The organism is Paenibacillus sp. GYB004 (assembly GCF_036577605.1).
Taxonomy (GTDB): Bacteria; Bacillota; Bacilli; order Paenibacillales; family NBRC-103111; genus Paenibacillus_AB; species Paenibacillus_AB oceani.
On the sequence record NZ_JARBDB010000067.1, the window covers coordinates 73,846 to 90,893 of the forward strand.

The following is a 17,048-nucleotide window of genomic DNA, read 5'->3' on the forward strand; positions in this document are numbered from 1 at the left end:
AACCATGCAAAAGGCGCTTCCCCAGGGGAGCGCCCTTCTTTGTGGCCTGGTCGGCTTAACGCCCTTCGAGCCTCCGGACGCGCTCCTCCAGACGGTTGACGCGCTGGCCGAGGCGTTCGACTTCGTTGTCCGTGCGGCGGAGCTGCCGCTGCAGTTGATCGGTTTCCGCTTCCAGACGGGAAACCCTTTGCTCGAGCGGGCGCCCCGGTCCGGGTCCAGGCCCCGGAGGAAAAGGTCCCGGCGGGAACGGCCCGGGCGGAAACGGAAAGCCCGGCTGAACCGGAAGCGGAATAAACAGCCTTTGCCCGGCATAAATAGTCCCCGGCGCCGAAAGGCCGTTGGCCTGCATAATCGCCTGTGCCGATACGCCATGACGATTCGCGATCGAGTACAGCGTATCGCCGGGCTGTACGACGTAATTCATTCATGATTCCTCCCGTCACACTGATCGTTGGATCGTATCCCCTTACCAGTGTATGCGCCCGCTGGGTGTTTGGCTCGGGGCATCCGCCCGGCTCCCCTGCATAACTCCGCATCGGTATTCCGGACTTTTCGCACATATCCGTTTCAGCCCGCAACCTCATTGTTTTTCGCGCGTCCTATTATAAAAGCAAACGAAAGCGGTGAACCGAACGATGAGAAAAATGACGGCTGCTGTGGAATGGGTGCTGCTGATCCTCCTCGTCCTGCACCTCGTCCCCATGGTCATCCCCTTTTCCGACATGCATCATTTCAGCCGCGACATCAAGCAGGCTAAAAAGGAAGGGAGCTTTTACCCCGGAAGTCCGGATCGCCAAACGTATTATGACAGCAAGCTTCGCATAGACGGTATCATTTATCGCAAAGGCCAGCTGAGCGTCTATATGACGGGAACCGGACTCGGTCCTTACAGCAAGCTGCCGTCCAACCTTCAGATCGAGACCGACTCCCGAGTGCCGTTGCAATATTCAGGGGGAGGAAGCAGCCATAGTGTGTTGCGGGCCCAAGGTTACTATGTATTTAAAAATGTCCCTGATCAGATCCGGTCATTAATGATCCGCAACAAGGAACCGGCCTACGGACAATCGTTCGCGTTTCATCTCTCGCTAGAAGGGAGCGGTCGCCATGGCGAGTAAAAAGCCGAGACTTTGGATCGGGCACGTGATTCGCTGGCTCCTCATAACGGCCGCTTTGACGTTTATCGTCAGAGCTTCCTACGGGCCCGAACCATGGAAACTTACAAGCGTGACCCGTCAGGCGCTAAGCGGAATGGAGCTTCCCGATGCGGCTATCGTATCGGTAGACCCGGGCGAACGCGGCGTGCGTTCCGTGTTGTTGGCAGACCGGGAGAACGGCTTGTACCACCGGATATTTGTTGCGCGCAAGTTCGGGATGATATGGAGCAACCCAGGCGGAGGCAGCTTTCGAATGTCTCTAGATCCCGGAATAAAAGTAGATTTCGGCGGAGGAATGACCACGATAGAGGACTACAGGTTTTTTTACTACTCCGGCCAAGTAAATGATCCCGCGATCGCCAGGCTGCAGGTTGTCTGGCAGGACGGCGTATCCCAGGACGTCACAGTGCAAAATGGACTTTATCAAGTGATCCGGGCACTTCCGGCACGTTCATCGGTATGGAATCCCCGAGACAAACTGATCGCCTATGACAGTCAGGACCGGACTCTATACGAGCTTACTCCGGAACGCAACGAAATACGCTGATCTCCCGCCGGCTTGAGTTGATGCGCATCCTCTCAGCGTGTATGCTGTACAGATAGGAACGTATAAAGGAGATCGGGTCATGGATATTCGCATCGTATCGCTTAATGTCGGTAAACCGCAGTCGTTCATCTACAAAGGCGCCGCAGTAGAAACGGGGATTTTCAAGCAGCCGGCGGAGCAAGGTCCGGTGCTGCTGACCGCGACGAATTTTGCAGGCGACGGCCAGGCCGATCTCGTCCACCACGGAGGACCGGACAAAGCCGTATGCGTCTATCCGTTCGAGCATTATGCTCACTGGGAGCGCGAGTTGAACCGGACTATGAGTTACGGGGCGTTTGGGGAAAATTTGACGGTGCTCGGCATGACGGAGGACCGGGTATGTATCGGCGATATTTACGCCTCAGGAGAGGTACGTCTTCAAGTGACGCAGCCCCGGCAGCCGTGCCACAAGCTGGCCAAAAAATACGATATCCCGGACCTCGCGCTACGGGTGCAGCATACGGGCTACACCGGCTTTTATTGCCGCGTGCTGACGCCGGGACTGTTCGACCGGAGCGCCCCTCTGACCTTGGAGCGCCGGCACCCGCTCGGCATAACCGTTCAATACGCCAACACGATCAAACATCACGACAAGATCAACCTGGACGGGATCGCCGCCCTGCTAGCAGTAGAGGAGCTGTCGGGCAACTGGCGGGCCTCTTTCGAGAAACGAATCGCAGGAACCGAACCGTCCGAAGGCGAGCGGTTAAACGGGAAGCCGTAACCCTCGGCTCTGCATCATCTTTTTTGCGAGCAGAGCGCGTTTAGCTTCGCTGAAACGACATATGTGCGAGTTAGCTAAATGGCTAAATGGCAAACTGGCTAACTAATTAACTAATGAGCTAACTAACCAACTCTAACCAACCAAATAGGAGCCTTTAGTCGTGTCCAGGCCGGTTTTCGGACAAAATAAAGCATACAAACCGCTCTTATTCGGTTCTGTCCCCGCTTGGAGCTGGACAACAGGCTAAAGCTAAACGGCCGCCCACGATAGGCGACTTTGCAGTACTGCCGCCTTGGAGCACTTGCAGCACTTGCAGCACTTGCAGCACTTGCAGCACTTGCAGCACTTGCGGCATTTGCAGCACTTGCGGCACTTGCGGCACTTGCAGCACTTGCGGCACTTGCAGCACTTGCGGCACTTGCTGACTCGACAAGCAGATGGCCCCATCCCCGTTTTAGTACGGCGGAAACTTTGATCTACCCAAAAAAGACCGGCAAGGCTCAACCTTCATCCGAAGGCTGGACTTTGCCGGTCTTTCCATATTTCCTCTATTAGCAAGCACAAGGCTTGAACGTATGATCTTTGATCGTCCGGACTACTTTAATCGACGTAACGGAAGTAGCCAGCGGCTGTCTTGGCTTGAAGGTGAGATTCAAGAAATCGGTAAGCTCCACTTCATGACCGGAATTTTTGAACGCTTCGACGAAATCGCCGACAGTCGGTTTTTTGCCGAGCTCGCAATAGATGTCGATCTGCTTGCTCACTTTGCCAAATTTGTCAAAATACTCCACCGTCGAGTAATATCTTTCCTTCAACATACAGTTCCTCCTAAGAAGTGTAGTCTACCGAATGTTGATGGAGCAGCTTCGCCTCCAACCATTTTCGGCAACCCGGCCGCCTTAGAGAATCCTCCTTAGGCCCGTCGGCTTTGCGTCCCGGACTTTCGTCCGGTTTGCCTTTGTCGTCCTGCTCAGAAACGCACTTTCATACCCGTATTACCTTTTACTATACAATATTACGGGACATTTATCTAGACGAAATCTTCCAAAGTCAAGATGAAATTCGAGCACTCGTTTTGCTGCTTTGGCACTATTCACTTTGTGTTGGTTCTTGTCGAATAAAAAGTATACCCGGATGCTGAGATGGCGGAAGGGAAATTCATATACAGGGGGAACGAGCATGTCTACTCATTGGAGCCGGAGCATCATTGCCAAGCTGAGCTTTTTCGCCGCGCTGTGCGCACTGTTGATGACGGCCGGACAAGCCGCAATTTCTTATTTGCAGCAAAAGGATCAGTATTATAACGAGCTCAAACAGTACCAGCAGATGGTGCACAAGTCTGTCGAGCAGCATGCCGGAAAGTTCGCTTCGCTCAAAGACTTTATCAAGACCAACAAAAAAGCCGATCCGGCACAGCCGGGCATTGCCCTTATTCAACCTTATATGGACCTGTACACCGGATCGGGCGGCGTGGCCAATACGTATCTGCTCTATCCCGGAACGATCGAATCCGGGGGCAAAACCGCGATGACGATCATGCTCGCGAACAAATCGCTTGCCGATTCCGGCTTCCAGCCTTCCACTCCGTACGAGCTGCCTCCGGCATTTACGAAAGCGATCCGGGCGGCGGAGAGCGGCGAGATCGGGGTATCCGACGTATTTTCCGACGATTATGGAACATGGGTCAGTATTTTGAGTGCGATACGCGATGAGAATGGCGGCGTTACGGCCATTTTGGGTATTGATTTCGATTATGCCAACGTACAGCATCAGCTGGACGCCAAGCTGAGAACCAGCTTGCTGGTCGGCCTCCTCACCGGGACGATCGCCGTGGCAATGATGATCGCCGTCATCGTATGGATCATCAGGCCGGTTCGCGAACTGACCCGGATTACTCAGAAAGTGGCCGGCGGGGATCTGACCGAATCGGTCTCGATCCGGCGCAAGGACGAGATCGGCGAGCTGGCCGCCTACTTCGGCGTCATGATCGGCAATATCCGCGAGATGATCGGGCGCATCCGCGAGACGTCGGACGTCGTCGCCGAGAACGCCGAGACGCTGCACGAAGGATCGGAGCAGACATCGGAAGCTGCCCGCCACGTCGCCATGTCGATCGAGCAGGTAGCGGCCGGTACCGAGCGGCAGTTGACGAGCTCGGAGGAAAGCGCCAAAGCGATGGAGGAGATGGCGCAGGGTGTCCAGCGGATCGCGGAGTCGGCGGTAACCGCAGCCGATTCGTCCAATCAGGCGTACTTGCTCGCCGAACAGGGAAGCGAGCAGGTGCGCGGCAACAGACGACAGATGACGGCCATTCAGGGTGCCGTCAACAGCGCGTCCGGCTCTATGGAACGGCTGGGCCGGTTATCCGACGAGATCGGATCGATTACATCGCTCATCTCGACCATCGCCGGACAGACGAACCTGCTCTCTCTGAATGCGGCGATCGAAGCGGCCCGGGCCGGGGAACACGGCCGCGGCTTCGCCGTCGTATCCGGTGAAATCCGCAAGCTCGCCGAGCAGTCCCGACAAGCTGCGGTCCAGATCCACGATCTCGTCGATTCGATCCAGGCGGGGACCCGCGAAGCGATCCAGACGATGCAGACGGGAGCCAGCGAAGTGGAGGGCATGTCCGAAACCGTCGAATCGGTCGACCGTTTATTTACGAGCATCGTCGGTTCGATCGAAGAGGTAACCCGTCAGATTATGGAGGTATCCGCCTCGTCCGAGCAGATGTCCGCGAGCTCGCAGGAGGTAAGCGCCTCGATCGCCGAACTGGCGCACATCTCGAAGCAGGCGACCGAGTACACGCATCAAGTCGCGGCCAGCTCGGAAGAGCAGCTCGCATCCATGGAAGAAATCGTCCGCTCGTCCACCGCTTTGCACGATACGGCGCAGCAGCTGCGAAGCGTAATCGACAAATTCAAATCGTAAAGCGCACGGACTCCTTCTTATTTTGTAATCAAATTGAAATGTTATTTTCATGGAACTCTAATGTTCGGGCGTTATACTAATTCTCGACCCCCTTTTTTCATATATAAATGTTTACGACCCGCGGCCCGTTGCTTGCGGGTCGCTTTTTTTGCGCTTCATCGCAGCCGCCGGGATACAAGGATTTCCGGACGTTCAGGAGCATAATCGCCCCGTCCAGTAAGGCTCGCCTTATTTGTAATCAAACTGCAATCTGATTTTCATCTCTCTCTAATGTTCGCGCGCTATACTAATTCTCGACCCCCTTTTTTCATATATAAATGTTACGACCCGCGGCCCGTTGCTTGCGGGTCGCTTTTTTTTGCGTATCCTTGATCGCACAAGATCGGAACCCTCAAACGGATTTATCTGGAAAATCCGGAGATTTCATGGTTATAATAAAGCAAGAACCGCTAGAAAGAAGCAAGGGGGGGTGCTAATGAACCGTTTTCTGGATGCGAACGATCCGGCCGGATTTGCCGCTTACTCCGCTTCCCATCTGGGAGCGCTGGCCGTTCTGGTCGTCCTGCTCTTGATGCTGTATGGGTTGCGCCGCTGGTTCCGGTACGGAAACAGAAGCCGTTACGGCCGGTACGCTCTCGCCGGCGTGCTCGCTTTGTCGGAATTATCGCTAAACGTATGGTATGTGACCGAGGACGTGTACAGCGTCAAGGATACGCTTCCGCTGGAGCTCTGCAGTATCACCTTGTACTTATGCGTATTCATGCTTTTTTTCAAAAGCCGGCTTTTATTTGAAATCGCTTACTTCACAGGAATCGGAGGGGCGATGCAGGCGATGTTGACGCCGGTGCTATATTACGATTATCCTCATTTCCGGTTTCTCGAATTTTTCGCCGCCCATATCGCGATTCTATTGGCCGTTTTTTATATGGTTTGGGTCGAGCGTTTCCGGCCGACCTTCCGCTCGGTGCTGCTTGCCATGGGATTTCTGAACGTGCTGCTCCCCGTCATCCTGTTCGTCAATGCGGTCACCGGCGGCAACTACATGTTTCTTTCCGGCAAGCCGGAAACGCCTTCCCTGCTCGATTGGTTAGGTCCGTATCCGTGGTATTTGTTGTCGCTCGAGGCGGCCGCCTTCTTCCTGTTCCTGCTGCTGTATGTTCCGTTTGCCCTGACTCCCGCTTCCCCGACCGAACAACAGAACAAGCCTGGGTAACAAGCGTCCGGCCAGGCGGCCTTTACATCAGCGCATCCGCCGCTTTCTCCAGCCCCATTCCTCTAGACGCTTTCAGGAGGACGGCATCGCACGGCTTCACGATCTCCCGAATCCATCCGACCGCCTCCTCCCTGCTTCTGAACGCCGCCACATGCCCCGGGGGATACACCTTCGCTGCTTCCTTGGCGATCTCTTCGCCAAGCTCTCCGATCGTAACGACATATTGGATACGTTCGGGATTCAACATCCGCCCGATTTCCCGATGAAATTCCGCCGCCCGGCCGCCGAGCTCGAGCATATCTCCGGCTGCCATAATTTTATTCCCGCCGACGCCGAGCTGCTCGAACGTCTCGATCGCCGCCTTCATCGACACCGGACTGGCGTTCCAGGCATCGTTAATGATCGTATAGCCTAGAGACGAATGCAGCACTTCCATCCTCATCCCGGTAACTTTTGCAGCTTGCAAACCTGCCGCTATAAGCTCCCTGGGAATGCCGAGCAGCCTCGCTGCAGCGATTGCCGCCAAGGCGTTGTTCACATTATGCCGGCCGAGCAGCGGGATGCGATACGAGGCGTCGTCGAGCTTGAACCAGGTTCCCCCGGGATCGTCGCCAACCTCACCCGGCACGAGATCGTGGGAAGCGTCCGTTCCGAAACGAACGGTGCGGGGGAATGGCAACCGGCTGCTTGCGCCTTCAACTAACAAACGTTCGTCCCCATTATAAACAAGCACCCCGCCTTCCCTAAGACCGGCGGCAATCTCCAGCTTCGCTTCGGCTATCGCTTCCCGGCTGCCCAAGGTAGACAGGTGCGATACGCCAATCATCGTAATGACGGCAATATCCGGCCGGGCGAGCCGGGATAACCGCCCGATCTGGCCGCGTTCGCTCATTCCCATCTCGATGACAGCGACATCGGTATCCGGCTCCATATCCAAGAGCGTCAGAGGAACGCCGATCTGGCTGTTCAGATTGCCTTTCGTTTTGTGCACCTTGTACATCGTTCCGAGAATCGATTCGATCATATCTTTCGTAGTCGTCTTGCCATTGCTTCCGGTAACGCCGATCACCTTCGCCGGCAGTTCGCCGCGATAGCCGGCAGCCAGACGCTGCAGCGCCTCCGTGCAGTCGTCGACGAACAGAAGCGGTACGCCGGACGGGGGATTCGGGTGGCCGTGCTGCCAGAGCGACGCGACTGCTCCTTTGGCAAACGCTTCTTCCACAAAATCGTGGCCGTCCTTGATCCGAACGATCGGGACATACAGATTGCCCGGACGAATCGTCCTCGAATCGATAGACACGCCCCGGACATTCACCTCTCCGAAAGATGGCGGCACTCCGCCGCGGCTTCCAGCCATTGACGCGATCTGCGACAATTTCCTTCGAATCACAGTTCGTCCCCCTTTGCGTTTGAATTGCCGGTGGAGCGTGCAGCTGAACCTTTGTTCGTTGCCGCTTCGCTCCCGTCTTGACGGCCTGTTGGTTGAGGGAAATTCGCCTTCAGCCGCCGCCGTGCTGCAACCTGGATAACAAGTTGTAGGCCGGGTTTACTTCCCAGGTTTCATAAGGGACCATAGCCTTCGCTTCCATTGAGTCGAGGGTGCGGGATCGCTGCTGCGGACGAGTGATGTAATCGCCGATGTTGGATTGGTTCAACCCGATATATCTCGCTTCCGCGATTTCCTCCGGCTGAATCCGGATGTCGCCGCTGACGTATTCCGCTCGAAAGACGACAACCAGGACCTGCTTGGTCGCATTGTAGTAGACGCCTGTAATTCCGATCGGACGGATGACGATTCCCGTCTCTTCCCACACTTCCCGCTTTACCGCTTCATCCAGCGGCTCCCCTGCCTCGACGCAGCCTCCCGGCATCTCCCACGTATCAGAGCGCCGATGTGTTCGGACCAGCAGCACCTCTCCGTTTTCGTTTTGGACCAGCGCACCCACAGCTACAACATGCTTCGGAGGTACATATTCCACTTCGCATCACCACCTCGTTCAGATACATCCAATATACCTTATCCATCCTATTCCTGGGGCTGATATCATCATGATTGTTTTTTCGGGAAACTCAGGCGTATAAAAGCGGTTTGTACCCCTTATTTCAATCAAATAGGGAGGATTTCGTCTTGTTCGCCGATTTTAGAGCCCCAAACCGCTCTTATTTCCCCATCCAATCGGGCTTCGGACCAAATAAAGACTCCAAACCGCTCTTATCCGCTTCCTTCCCTTTCGGCTATAAGCCAGAGCACGGTTCCGTACCGACACGATGAACAGCCTGCGCTGCGACACTTGCCGGGTACAATAAGAAACCCTCTAAGCGACTAAACGATCCCTCCTTCCACTAGAACCCCGCATAAGCGGAGTCGTTTCTTTGCAAAAATCTTTGCAAAGCAAAGTTAAGCATTTTATAGTAACAAAAAGGAACGGCCGCAAAGCCGCTCCCCATACGCAATGGACGAAGACTGAATATGTGTTATCGTTCAAAGCAAGCCCAAGCTTCCGGGAAATGCGCCGTGATCCGAAAATAGCGAAAGCAGCTTCCGCCGAGAGCTCCTTCCACCCGCCTATCCATCCACTGTGAGATGTACGTATGGAAGTTGGGATCCGGCCTTGCGGTGAACCACACCGGTCCGACCGTGTACCCGGCAACCTCCACTTCCGGAACTTCGATGACCGGCAAGCCGGTATGCTGCTCGGCCCGTTCGATCACCCGCCAATCGGGATTGCGGCGCTTCCATTTCTGAAACAAGCTTAACGTTATGAAGCTTGTCCCTCGTACCCGTCCCCCGTCGTCGGCATACCCCGCCGCTCCTTGTTCGCTCAGCTCAATCGATGCTCCCGTATCGAACAGCAAATCGACGACCTCTCCGTCGATCTTGACCTGAATACGCGGAAAGCTGTTCATCCGGCTCCCCTGATCATTGTGCAAAAATCCGAGCGGCACCGTATGAGGGCTATCCTTCATCGCTCCCCCGGCTATTACGTCAGGATCGTAAATAAACTGCCTAAGGATATAATCGAAAACCCATACCCGATCCGCAAACCAGGCTTGGCCGATCAGTCCGTCCAGCCCCTCCAGCACTCCCCTCGGCTCGGACATTACCAGAAACTTGCCCGGACGCCCTCCGATCAGTAAGGGAGGAACAGTTTCGTCTTCCTCGCCAAAGGGCAAATCGACCGCAGGGAACGTCTTGTTCCCGACGACTTCCGTCGAGTCCGGGACCAGCCCTGCCTTGCGGACAGCCTCCTCAGTAAGCACCAGACCTCCTCCCGTATCAGTCAGCAGCTGAAGCGGCACTCCGTCTCTGGTAACAAGCCGGATCAAGATGCGATCATCTCTGAATTCGGCGGGCAATAGCCGGGTTGTATTCGTCTTCATCCCTGAAAACCTCCAGTTCTGTTACAAGGCAGTCTCAACAGCAAGCCAGCCCGGTACTTAGTCAACACCCATCCCAGGTATTCTGACCTGTCTGCGTAGTATTCCATCTAGCATAACACAATTTCAATATATTGGTAATTTATCCGATTCCGCTAAAAAGAACACAGTTGCCCGCTTCACGAGACTGTGATACGCTTAGATCAGCAACTATTATGATTAAAGTTACTTTATTCTAACGAAAGAAAACGGTGATCCGCATTTGAACGAGGAAGAGATCAAATTAATCGTCCCCCGACAGGAAGGCCAGATCAGCGCCATGTTCTCGCGCGGCGGTCCCCGGGAAGGCGCCGGACGCAAAGCGATCGGCCAGACGCGCAAGCTGTCGCTTACACTGTCCGAACTCGCATGGGCCGAGTTGGAGAACCGGTGCCGGGAAAGCAATCAGACGAAGTCGGAATGGATCCGCGAGCTGATTACGAATCATTTCGCAGCGAAGACGGAACGGCAGGAGGGTTTATGAAAATTGAAGTCTCGCAAGCGGATCTGCTTCATGCGTTGCAGCAGACGGCGCGGGCGGTTCCACCCAGCAGCCCGCTTCCCATTCTGGCCGGTATGGTGCTGCGTATTCATCGGGAAGGCATCACGCTGCTTGCAGGAAGCTCGCCGATGGTCATCCGTACCGGCATCCGTATTCCGATGCCCGGTCTGCCGCGGGAAACCGAAGACAACGGCCTCGTCGTCCCCGCCCGGACGTTCGCGGACATCGTGCGCAAGCTGCCTCCCGGACCGGTGGAGCTGGAACGAACTGACCGGTCCATGCTGTGCATCCGTGCGGGCAGCGGGCTGTTTCGCCTGTGCGGTACAGATAGCGAGGAATATCCGGCTGCGCCTGAAATCGGACGGCCGACGCTGCAGCTCCGGCTGCCAAATGCGGTATTGAAGTCGATGATCCGGCAAGTCGTTTTTGCCGTTTCGGCCTCCGAGACGCGGCCGATTCTCACCGGTGTATTGTGCAGATCCGACGGCGAGCAGTTGAAGCTCGTCGCCACCGACAGCGTGCGTTTCGCCTCCACCACCTCACGGATCGAACAATCAGGCGATACTCCCCCGTTCGAAGCGATCGTCCCGGGACGATGCATGGCCGAGCTGGCCAAAATGCTGCAGGACGATCACGGGGAGACGCGGATCGATGCCGATGAATCGCTGATCCGCTTCCGCACGGCGGATATGACGCTAAGCTGCTCGCTTCTGCACGGCTCTTACCCTCCCATCGACAAGCTGGTGCCGGCAAGGCCCAGCTGCGAATTAAAGGTCGATACGGAGAAGCTGCTGCAGGCGATCGAGCGGGTGACTTTACTGTCCGGCGAAGGGTGTGTCGTTTTCTTGCATACAGTCTCTGCCCAATCCGCAGCTCTAGTCGGCCAAGCGGCCGAAGTGGGCGATGTCAGGGAAGAGGTGCCGATCGAGACCTTAGCGGGAGAAACGATGGGGGTCTCGTTTAACGGCAAATATATGACGGATATTTTGCGGGCAATCGCCGGCGGTCCGCTGATGCTGCGCTTTTACGACAAGCTCGGCCCGATCGCCGCCGAACCGGATACGGGGACCGGTTCCTCCTCCCTGTATCTGCTTACGCCTATCCGTACGTCGCGATGATCGCACCGTTACCGCACAGTCGTATTTGGGCGGATATGACACGAATGTATTCTTTCCTGACGGACCGGGAAAAGTAAAGCGGACCATTCCAGATAGATCTTATCCGGAGGTGAACAATTATGGAGCAGCGCGGTAAGAACAGCGAACAATTGGTGCAAAACTTGGCGGACGCCCTGACCGAAGGGGAGATGGAGGAAACGACTCCTGACGAAGCGGCGGTTCGGCGGTTGAGCCCCCGGTACGAAGTGCGCGTGCAGATGGAGCGCGACCCGATCGTCGAAGAGACGTTGCTCTTCAGGCGGATGGCGAAAGAAGTGGACAACAGGTATGACAAGTATATGTCGCGGACACAGCCGTCCCCCGATCCGGATCACGAGGCAGACGGTTGAAGCCAGCCTGTATCCGATTTCTCCGCAAGACAGGGCGCAGGCTCCCGAAAGCTAAGCCCGATGGAACTTCGAAATCTCTATATCGTGCAAAAAAACAGCAGGTTACGGTCCAAGCCGTCGCCTGCTATTCGTCTTTACTCTGAATGACCAGCAGCATGCCGTCCCGGATCGAGACATGCCCGCTCTCTTCGACGATAACGTTGCTGATGCCCAGCGATTGCCCGATCGATAACGTCGCTTCCGTCAGCGGATACAGAAAACCTTGCAGCGTAATCCCGGTTACTTCCGCACTGAGCGGAAGCAAGGAGACGTTGGCAAACTTGCCTTTGTGCAATGCCGTCGCCTGACCGGGTCCGAGCAGTCTCAGTTCATTGTGGCGATCCGCGATGAGGGAAGGGATTCCGTGCTGAAGTGCTTTGCGCAGCAAGTGAACGTTGGCAAGCGAATGATCGAACCGGCTGCCAAGCGCTCCCAACAATACGATGCCGCCCGGCTTGCGATCCAGCGCCCAGTTAAACGCCATCTCGGTATCGGTCCAATCTTTCAGAACCGGATCGCAATCGATCAAGACGTCGCTGCCTTGCCGAATCTCATCCAGCTCCTCAACCGTCACTGAGTCGAAATCTCCGAGCGCGAGAGCCGGCCGGTAGCCGCTCCTCACGAGAAACAACGCCCCGCGGTCCGCTCCTACGAGCAAGTCCCCGGGTTGGATATAGCCGCTCACCCAATCGCCGACCGTACCGCCTGTAACGATGATAATTCGGGATGACACGCGTCTAACCCCCCGTGTATTTAATGACTTGATATTCTCCAACTCCAAGGCTTCCCTACTCCTGAACTTCCCGGTATTCCACCGTACCTGTCGTAAGCTGGGCTTGACCTTGCGTCAGATCGGTCATCCAGGCGAGAAATGCCTCCGCTTCTTTCGCGCGGGGCCAACACGCAATCGTCACCTTGTCGGTAAAAAACGTTTCTCCGAGCATCGTACCCCGGCCGCGCAGCCCGTTCTCGACTTTCCCGTGCCACGTGTAATCGATCTCGACCCGCACTTCCTGATGAAGCGCCAGCGTAAGCGGCTCTGCCGCAGCCAAACCTTCGACAGTGGCATCCGTATAGGCGCGAATCAGCCCGCCCGCTCCGAGCATAATGCCGCCGAAGTAACGGGTCACGACGACGACCGTGTTTTTGAGCCCTTGCTGCTTGATCACTTCAAGAATCGGCTTGCCTGCCGTTCCGCTCGGCTCCCCGTCGTCGGATTGTTTCTGGAATTCGTCCCGTTCCCCTACGACATAAGCCGAACAATTGTGCGTGGCCGACCAATGCTCTTTCTTGATCTCCTCGATAAACGCGACCGCTTCCTCTTCGCTCTCGACCGGCTTCACGTGACCGATAAACCGCGACTTCTTGATGACGATCTCGGCAGACGTTTGCCGCCGCACGGTCCGGTATTGCTCCAGCTTCATCCGAATCCTCCTCTCGTCCGTTATGTGCGCCAAAAGAGCGGGCGGCGGCAACTCCCGCACATTCCCGCTCCCACTCACACATCTTGCTTTCGCTAGCAGCAGCATCAGTCTGCCGCCTGTCCCTCTTATTCGCCGAGGCGCGCTTCCAGCTCCGCCTTTTCCTTCTCGTAGCCGGGCTTGCCCAGCAGCGCGAACATATTTTTCTTGTACGCTTCCACACCCGGCTGGTCGAACGGATTAACGCCGAGCAAGTAACCGCTGATGCCGCATGCTTTTTCGAAGAAATAGACCATGTAACCGAACGAGTACGCCGAAATATCCGGAATCGTCACGATCAGGTTCGGTACGCCGCCGTCCGTATGCGCCAGCATCGTTCCCTGGAACGCCTTTTTGTTGACAAAATCCATCGTCTGACCGGCCAGGAAGTTCAGGCCGTCCAGGTTTTCCGGATCGGTGCCGATCTCGATTTGTTCCGGCACGCTCGCTACTTGGATAACCGTCTCGAACAGGTTGCGCGCGCCTTCCTGGATAAACTGCCCCATCGAGTGAAGATCGGAGGAGAAGTCGACCGAAGCCGGGTAGATGCCTTTCTGGTCTTTCCCTTCGCTTTCCCCGTACAGCTGTTTCCACCATTCGGAAACGTAATGGAGCGACGGCTCGTAGTTCACGAGAATCTCGATCGCCTTGCCTTTCCGGTACAAAGCGTTGCGAACAGCCGCATACTGATAGCTGGCATTGCTGTCCAGATCCGGGTTGGCAAACTCCAGGGAAGCGTCGGCCGCGCCTTCCATCATCGAACCGATGTCGATTCCCGCCGTGGCGATCGGCAGCAGACCTACCGCCGTCAGCACGGAGTAACGTCCGCCTACGTCGTCCGGAATTACGAACGATTCGTAGCCTTCCGCGTCGGACAGCTTCTTCAGGGCGCCCTTCTCGCGGTCCGTCGTCGCATAAATCCGGTTGCGTGCGCCTTCCTTGCCGTATTTGCGCTCCAGCAGCTCCCGGAAAATGCGGAAGGCGATAGCCGGCTCCGTCGTCGTCCCGGATTTGGAGATAACATTAACCGAGAAGTCTTTGCCTTCCAGCAGTTGAATCAGATGAGTGACATAGGTCGAGCTGATATTGTTGCCGACAAAATAGATTTCCGGCGTATTGCGTTTCTCTTTTGGAAGCACGTTATAGAAAGAGTGCGACAACATCTCGATCGCCGCGCGGGCACCCAGATAAGACCCGCCGATCCCGATGACGACAAGCGCGTCGGAATCTCCTTGAATCCGCTTGGCGGCTTTCTGGATGCGGGCAAACTCCTCTTTATCGTATTGCGTAGGCAGATCGATCCATCCCAAGTAGTCCGATCCTGCTCCGGTTCCCTTATGCAGCTGCTCATGGGCTAAACGTACCGGTTCGCGAAAATATTCGATTTCGTGCTGCTGCACGAATGCGGCAGCACGGCTATAGTCAAATTGAAGCTTTGGATTCTGAGTCATTTCCTTACCCCTCCTCGGTTTTCATTAGCAATAGAATACTTGAATTGTCCGCGCAAAAGCAAGTAGTGGGTCATTCACAGAGCTTTCGGATAGTGCTACAATGGTTCTAGGTCCAGCAGCACTCCAGGCACCATCTTCTGCAAACATTCGAGGTGAAAATAATGAAAAAAATCGGCTTTATCGGCCTGGGAACGATGGGACTGCCCATGGCAGCCAACCTGCTGCGCAAAGGCTTTTCATTGACCGTATACAACCGTACATCCGAAAAAACGGCGGAGCTGGTTCGTCAAGGCGCCCATTACGCCGCCACTCCGGCCGAAGCGGTGCGGGACGCAGACGTCTTGATAACGATGCTTAGCAACGATATAGCCCTCCGGCAAACGTTCTACGATCCGAATGGAATAATAGAAGGCATCCGTCACGGCATGACGGTGATCGACTGCAGTACCATTTCCCCGCATATGAGCAAGACTCTGTATGCCGAACTGGCCGATCTGGCCGTCGACTTCCTGGATGCGCCGGTAACCGGCAGCAAGCCGGCAGCGGAGAGCGGCACGCTTCTGTTCATGGTCGGCGGACGGGAAGAAGCGCTTCATGAGCACCGTGACGTATTCGAAGCGATGGGCAACCGGATCGTCTATATGGGGCCTTCCGGATCGGGCTCCTATGCCAAGCTGGCCCACAATACGATGGTCGGCATTAACGCCATCGGCTTCGTGGAAGGGATGGCGCTTGCCGCCAAAGCGAATATCGACCTGGAGAAATTTTACGAGATCGTCCTGGCCGGCGGGGCGGGCAGCAAGCAAGCTGAGCTAAAAGGCCCAAAAATGTTGAATCGCGATTTCGCCACCCAATTTTCGATGCAGCTGATGCATAAGGATTTGCGGCTCGCTTCGCAGCTCACCGATCAGCTTCAATTGACCGCTCCGCTCCTCGGTCTGGCCAAAAGCGTCTTCGAAATGGGCCTGAGCAAAGGGCTCGGCGATCAGGATCTAAGCGCTGTCGTGATCTGTTATGAAGAATGGATGGACAAGAAGATCGAAGTATGTAAGCGGGAAGAAGTTCCATCCGAGGAGCTGCTGCCGAAGCTGCAATTAAATATCGAGCGTCGCCGCAGCGTCCGGGTCCCTATGAACATCCGGCTTCTGCTGTCCGTCTACCAATGGGAGCACGAAGGGGCGTTCTCCGGTCAAAATATCGAAGGCACGCTGTACGACTTGTCCGATAGCGGCCTCCAGTTGACCAGCACATTCCCGCTTGCGCAAGATATGTTCGTCGTGATCCATTTTCCGCAGGATGCGGGCTTGCCGCCAATTACGGCGCGTATTATCCGGGTGATCTCGGACGGCACCGAATTCCGTTACGGCTGTATGCTGTCCGGACTTCCTCCGCATACCCGGATCAAGCTGGAGGAATATATTCAGCTCAAGCTTCAGGAGACGGAGATGAACGAGCAGACGTAATCGGTGATCGTCTTCACGTCCACCTTAAACGTAGCGCCTGCCGGCACCTCGAACTGCATGCCGCCCGTGAAAGGCTTCCATTCGGTCTCTCCGGGCAGCAGGACGAGAAGATCGCCGGCCGTTATTTCCATAATCTCGACGACATCGGTCGTGAATTGGTATTGACCCGGCAGCATGACGCCTAACGTTTTTTTGGAACCGTCGGCGAAGACGACCGTACGGCTAGTAACGCCGCCGTCGAAGTATACGTTAGCTTTTTTCAATACCGTTACATGTTCGAATTGAGACATCGTGGTTTCACTCTCCCTGGTTGGATGGGGTGCTGCAAGTATAAACGAACGCAAGATCGACAAAATCAACAAAAGGTGAAGATCAGGGTCCCTCCGGGACTCTTTTTTTGTCTAATTAGCCATTTTATTGAAAATAAGTGCTGGCATGCCCGCTATACCACTGCTTGCCAAAGCGGACTGGCCTTTCCCATGGCGAATGAGCCGGACAACCGGCGGCTTTTTCCTGGGTTCAGGTGTCCACCGTTTAATTTAGAATAAGAGCTCCGGAGAGCTCTTATCCACCTTCATGTATCCCAGATTGCGGACCTGAA

19 protein-coding genes and 1 riboswitch are annotated in these 17,048 nt (G+C 55.6%); of the genes, 9 read left to right on the forward strand and 10 right to left on the reverse strand.

The features are described 5' to 3' along the window. Nucleotides 1-55: 55 nt before the first annotated feature. Entirely contained in the window at nt 56-424 is a 369-nt protein-coding gene (locus PV433_RS30380) for a LysM peptidoglycan-binding domain-containing protein (protein ID WP_332075728.1), read from the reverse strand. Between the two features lie 211 nt (nt 425-635). On the opposite strand from PV433_RS30380, the gene PV433_RS30385 reads away from it, so the two are divergent. The 3 genes from PV433_RS30385 to PV433_RS30395 all read left to right on the forward strand — a co-directional run bounded on the left by PV433_RS30385 (nt 636) and on the right by PV433_RS30395 (nt 2,464). After that, a complete protein-coding gene (locus PV433_RS30385) occupies nt 636-1,115 on the forward strand; it encodes a hypothetical protein (protein ID WP_332075729.1) in 480 nt (159 codons plus the stop codon). Beyond that, complete coding sequence (locus PV433_RS30390) at nt 1,105-1,701, forward strand: hypothetical protein (RefSeq protein ID WP_332075730.1); 597 nt, start codon at nt 1,105-1,107, stop codon at nt 1,699-1,701. Before PV433_RS30385 ends, PV433_RS30390 begins: the two co-directional genes overlap by 11 nt. Nucleotides 1,702-1,780: 79 nt before the next feature. After that, nucleotides 1,781-2,464, forward strand: coding sequence for an MOSC domain-containing protein (locus tag PV433_RS30395; RefSeq protein WP_332075731.1), 684 nt, complete (start codon nt 1,781-1,783; stop codon nt 2,462-2,464). Between the two features lie 205 nt (nt 2,465-2,669). Here the strand turns inward: PV433_RS30395 and PV433_RS30400 are convergent, their stop codons facing one another. Next, entirely contained in the window at nt 2,670-2,897 is a 228-nt protein-coding gene (locus PV433_RS30400; protein WP_332075732.1) for a hypothetical protein, read from the reverse strand. Nucleotides 2,898-3,015: 118 nt separating this feature from the next. Continuing rightward, nucleotides 3,016-3,282: a hypothetical protein gene (locus tag PV433_RS30405; protein WP_332075733.1), complete on the reverse strand. Its 267-nt coding sequence runs from the start codon at nt 3,280-3,282 to the stop codon at nt 3,016-3,018. A gap of 63 nt (nt 3,283-3,345) precedes the next feature. Then, nucleotides 3,346-3,431, reverse strand: a riboswitch (cyclic di-GMP riboswitch). Nucleotides 3,432-3,643: 212 nt separating this feature from the next. Between PV433_RS30405 and PV433_RS30410 the strand changes: the two genes are divergently transcribed. Then, a complete protein-coding gene (locus tag PV433_RS30410) occupies nt 3,644-5,395 on the forward strand; it encodes a methyl-accepting chemotaxis protein (RefSeq protein WP_332075734.1) in 1,752 nt (583 codons plus the stop codon). Nucleotides 5,396-5,870: 475 nt separating this feature from the next. Further along, a complete protein-coding gene (locus tag PV433_RS30415) occupies nt 5,871-6,608 on the forward strand; it encodes a YwaF family protein (RefSeq protein ID WP_332075735.1) in 738 nt (245 codons plus the stop codon). 22 nt (nt 6,609-6,630) lie between these two features. On the opposite strand, the gene PV433_RS30420 is transcribed toward PV433_RS30415, so the two are convergent. From PV433_RS30420 to PV433_RS30430, 3 genes are all read right to left on the reverse strand, one after another. Beyond that, entirely contained in the window at nt 6,631-7,998 is a 1,368-nt protein-coding gene (locus tag PV433_RS30420; RefSeq protein WP_332075736.1) for a UDP-N-acetylmuramoyl-tripeptide--D-alanyl-D-alanine ligase, read from the reverse strand. Nucleotides 7,999-8,107: 109 nt separating this feature from the next. Next, complete coding sequence (locus PV433_RS30425; protein ID WP_332075737.1) at nt 8,108-8,587, reverse strand: NUDIX hydrolase; 480 nt, start codon at nt 8,585-8,587, stop codon at nt 8,108-8,110. 496 nt (nt 8,588-9,083) lie between these two features. Then, a complete protein-coding gene (locus PV433_RS30430; protein ID WP_332075738.1) occupies nt 9,084-9,989 on the reverse strand; it encodes a hypothetical protein in 906 nt (301 codons plus the stop codon). 259 nt (nt 9,990-10,248) lie between these two features. Here PV433_RS30430 and PV433_RS30435 point away from each other — a divergent pair, with 259 nt between their 5' ends. From PV433_RS30435 to PV433_RS30445, 3 genes are all read left to right on the forward strand, one after another. Continuing rightward, nucleotides 10,249-10,509, forward strand: coding sequence for a hypothetical protein (locus tag PV433_RS30435; RefSeq protein WP_332075739.1), 261 nt, complete (start codon nt 10,249-10,251; stop codon nt 10,507-10,509). Continuing rightward, a complete protein-coding gene (gene dnaN, locus PV433_RS30440) occupies nt 10,506-11,645 on the forward strand; it encodes a DNA polymerase III subunit beta (RefSeq protein ID WP_332075740.1) in 1,140 nt (379 codons plus the stop codon). Before PV433_RS30435 ends, dnaN begins: the two co-directional genes overlap by 4 nt. 119 nt (nt 11,646-11,764) lie before the next feature. Continuing rightward, nucleotides 11,765-12,034: a hypothetical protein gene (locus PV433_RS30445; protein WP_332075741.1), complete on the forward strand. Its 270-nt coding sequence runs from the start codon at nt 11,765-11,767 to the stop codon at nt 12,032-12,034. Nucleotides 12,035-12,158: 124 nt separating this feature from the next. Here the strand turns inward: PV433_RS30445 and PV433_RS30450 are convergent, their stop codons facing one another. The 3 genes from PV433_RS30450 to PV433_RS30460 form a co-directional block, all read right to left on the reverse strand. Further along, entirely contained in the window at nt 12,159-12,806 is a 648-nt protein-coding gene (locus PV433_RS30450) for a thiamine diphosphokinase (RefSeq protein WP_332075742.1), read from the reverse strand. Nucleotides 12,807-12,861: 55 nt separating this feature from the next. Next, nucleotides 12,862-13,497: a YigZ family protein gene (locus PV433_RS30455; protein ID WP_190930470.1), complete on the reverse strand. Its 636-nt coding sequence runs from the start codon at nt 13,495-13,497 to the stop codon at nt 12,862-12,864. A 125-nt stretch (nt 13,498-13,622) separates the two neighbouring features. Then, on the reverse strand, nt 13,623-14,984 hold the full coding sequence (locus PV433_RS30460; RefSeq protein WP_332075743.1) for a glucose-6-phosphate isomerase: 1,362 nt from the start codon (nt 14,982-14,984) through the stop codon (nt 13,623-13,625). A 161-nt stretch (nt 14,985-15,145) separates the two neighbouring features. On the opposite strand from PV433_RS30460, the gene PV433_RS30465 reads away from it, so the two are divergent. Beyond that, nucleotides 15,146-16,447, forward strand: a complete 1,302-nt coding sequence (locus tag PV433_RS30465) for an NAD(P)-binding domain-containing protein (protein WP_332075744.1) — start codon at nt 15,146-15,148, stop codon at nt 16,445-16,447. Here the strand turns inward: PV433_RS30465 and ppnP are convergent. Then, nucleotides 16,417-16,737, reverse strand: a complete 321-nt coding sequence (gene ppnP, locus PV433_RS30470; protein ID WP_190930467.1) for a pyrimidine/purine nucleoside phosphorylase — start codon at nt 16,735-16,737, stop codon at nt 16,417-16,419. The two genes, PV433_RS30465 and ppnP, sit on opposite strands and share 31 nt — an antisense overlap. Between the last annotated feature and the right edge of the window lie 311 nt (nt 16,738-17,048).

What these genes read in the sequence shown, in the direction of transcription:
- ppnP (WP_190930467.1), bottom strand. Translation starts at nt 16,737, where the DNA reads ATGTCTCAATTCGAACATGTAACGGTATTGAAAAAAGCTAACGTATAC.
- dnaN (WP_332075740.1), top strand. Translation starts at nt 10,506, where the DNA reads ATGAAAATTGAAGTCTCGCAAGCGGATCTGCTTCATGCGTTGCAGCAG.
- PV433_RS30410 (WP_332075734.1), top strand. Translation starts at nt 3,644, where the DNA reads ATGTCTACTCATTGGAGCCGGAGCATCATTGCCAAGCTGAGCTTTTTC.
- PV433_RS30455 (WP_190930470.1), bottom strand. Translation starts at nt 13,497, where the DNA reads ATGAAGCTGGAGCAATACCGGACCGTGCGGCGGCAAACGTCTGCCGAG.
- PV433_RS30465 (WP_332075744.1), top strand. Translation starts at nt 15,146, where the DNA reads ATGAAAAAAATCGGCTTTATCGGCCTGGGAACGATGGGACTGCCCATG.
- PV433_RS30430 (WP_332075738.1), bottom strand. Translation starts at nt 9,989, where the DNA reads ATGAAGACGAATACAACCCGGCTATTGCCCGCCGAATTCAGAGATGAT.
- PV433_RS30395 (WP_332075731.1), top strand. Translation starts at nt 1,781, where the DNA reads ATGGATATTCGCATCGTATCGCTTAATGTCGGTAAACCGCAGTCGTTC.
- PV433_RS30460 (WP_332075743.1), bottom strand. Translation starts at nt 14,984, where the DNA reads ATGACTCAGAATCCAAAGCTTCAATTTGACTATAGCCGTGCTGCCGCA.
- PV433_RS30405 (WP_332075733.1), bottom strand. Translation starts at nt 3,282, where the DNA reads ATGTTGAAGGAAAGATATTACTCGACGGTGGAGTATTTTGACAAATTT.
- PV433_RS30385 (WP_332075729.1), top strand. Translation starts at nt 636, where the DNA reads ATGAGAAAAATGACGGCTGCTGTGGAATGGGTGCTGCTGATCCTCCTC.
- PV433_RS30415 (WP_332075735.1), top strand. Translation starts at nt 5,871, where the DNA reads ATGAACCGTTTTCTGGATGCGAACGATCCGGCCGGATTTGCCGCTTAC.
- PV433_RS30445 (WP_332075741.1), top strand. Translation starts at nt 11,765, where the DNA reads ATGGAGCAGCGCGGTAAGAACAGCGAACAATTGGTGCAAAACTTGGCG.
- PV433_RS30380 (WP_332075728.1), bottom strand. Translation starts at nt 424, where the DNA reads ATGAATTACGTCGTACAGCCCGGCGATACGCTGTACTCGATCGCGAAT.
- PV433_RS30390 (WP_332075730.1), top strand. Translation starts at nt 1,105, where the DNA reads ATGGCGAGTAAAAAGCCGAGACTTTGGATCGGGCACGTGATTCGCTGG.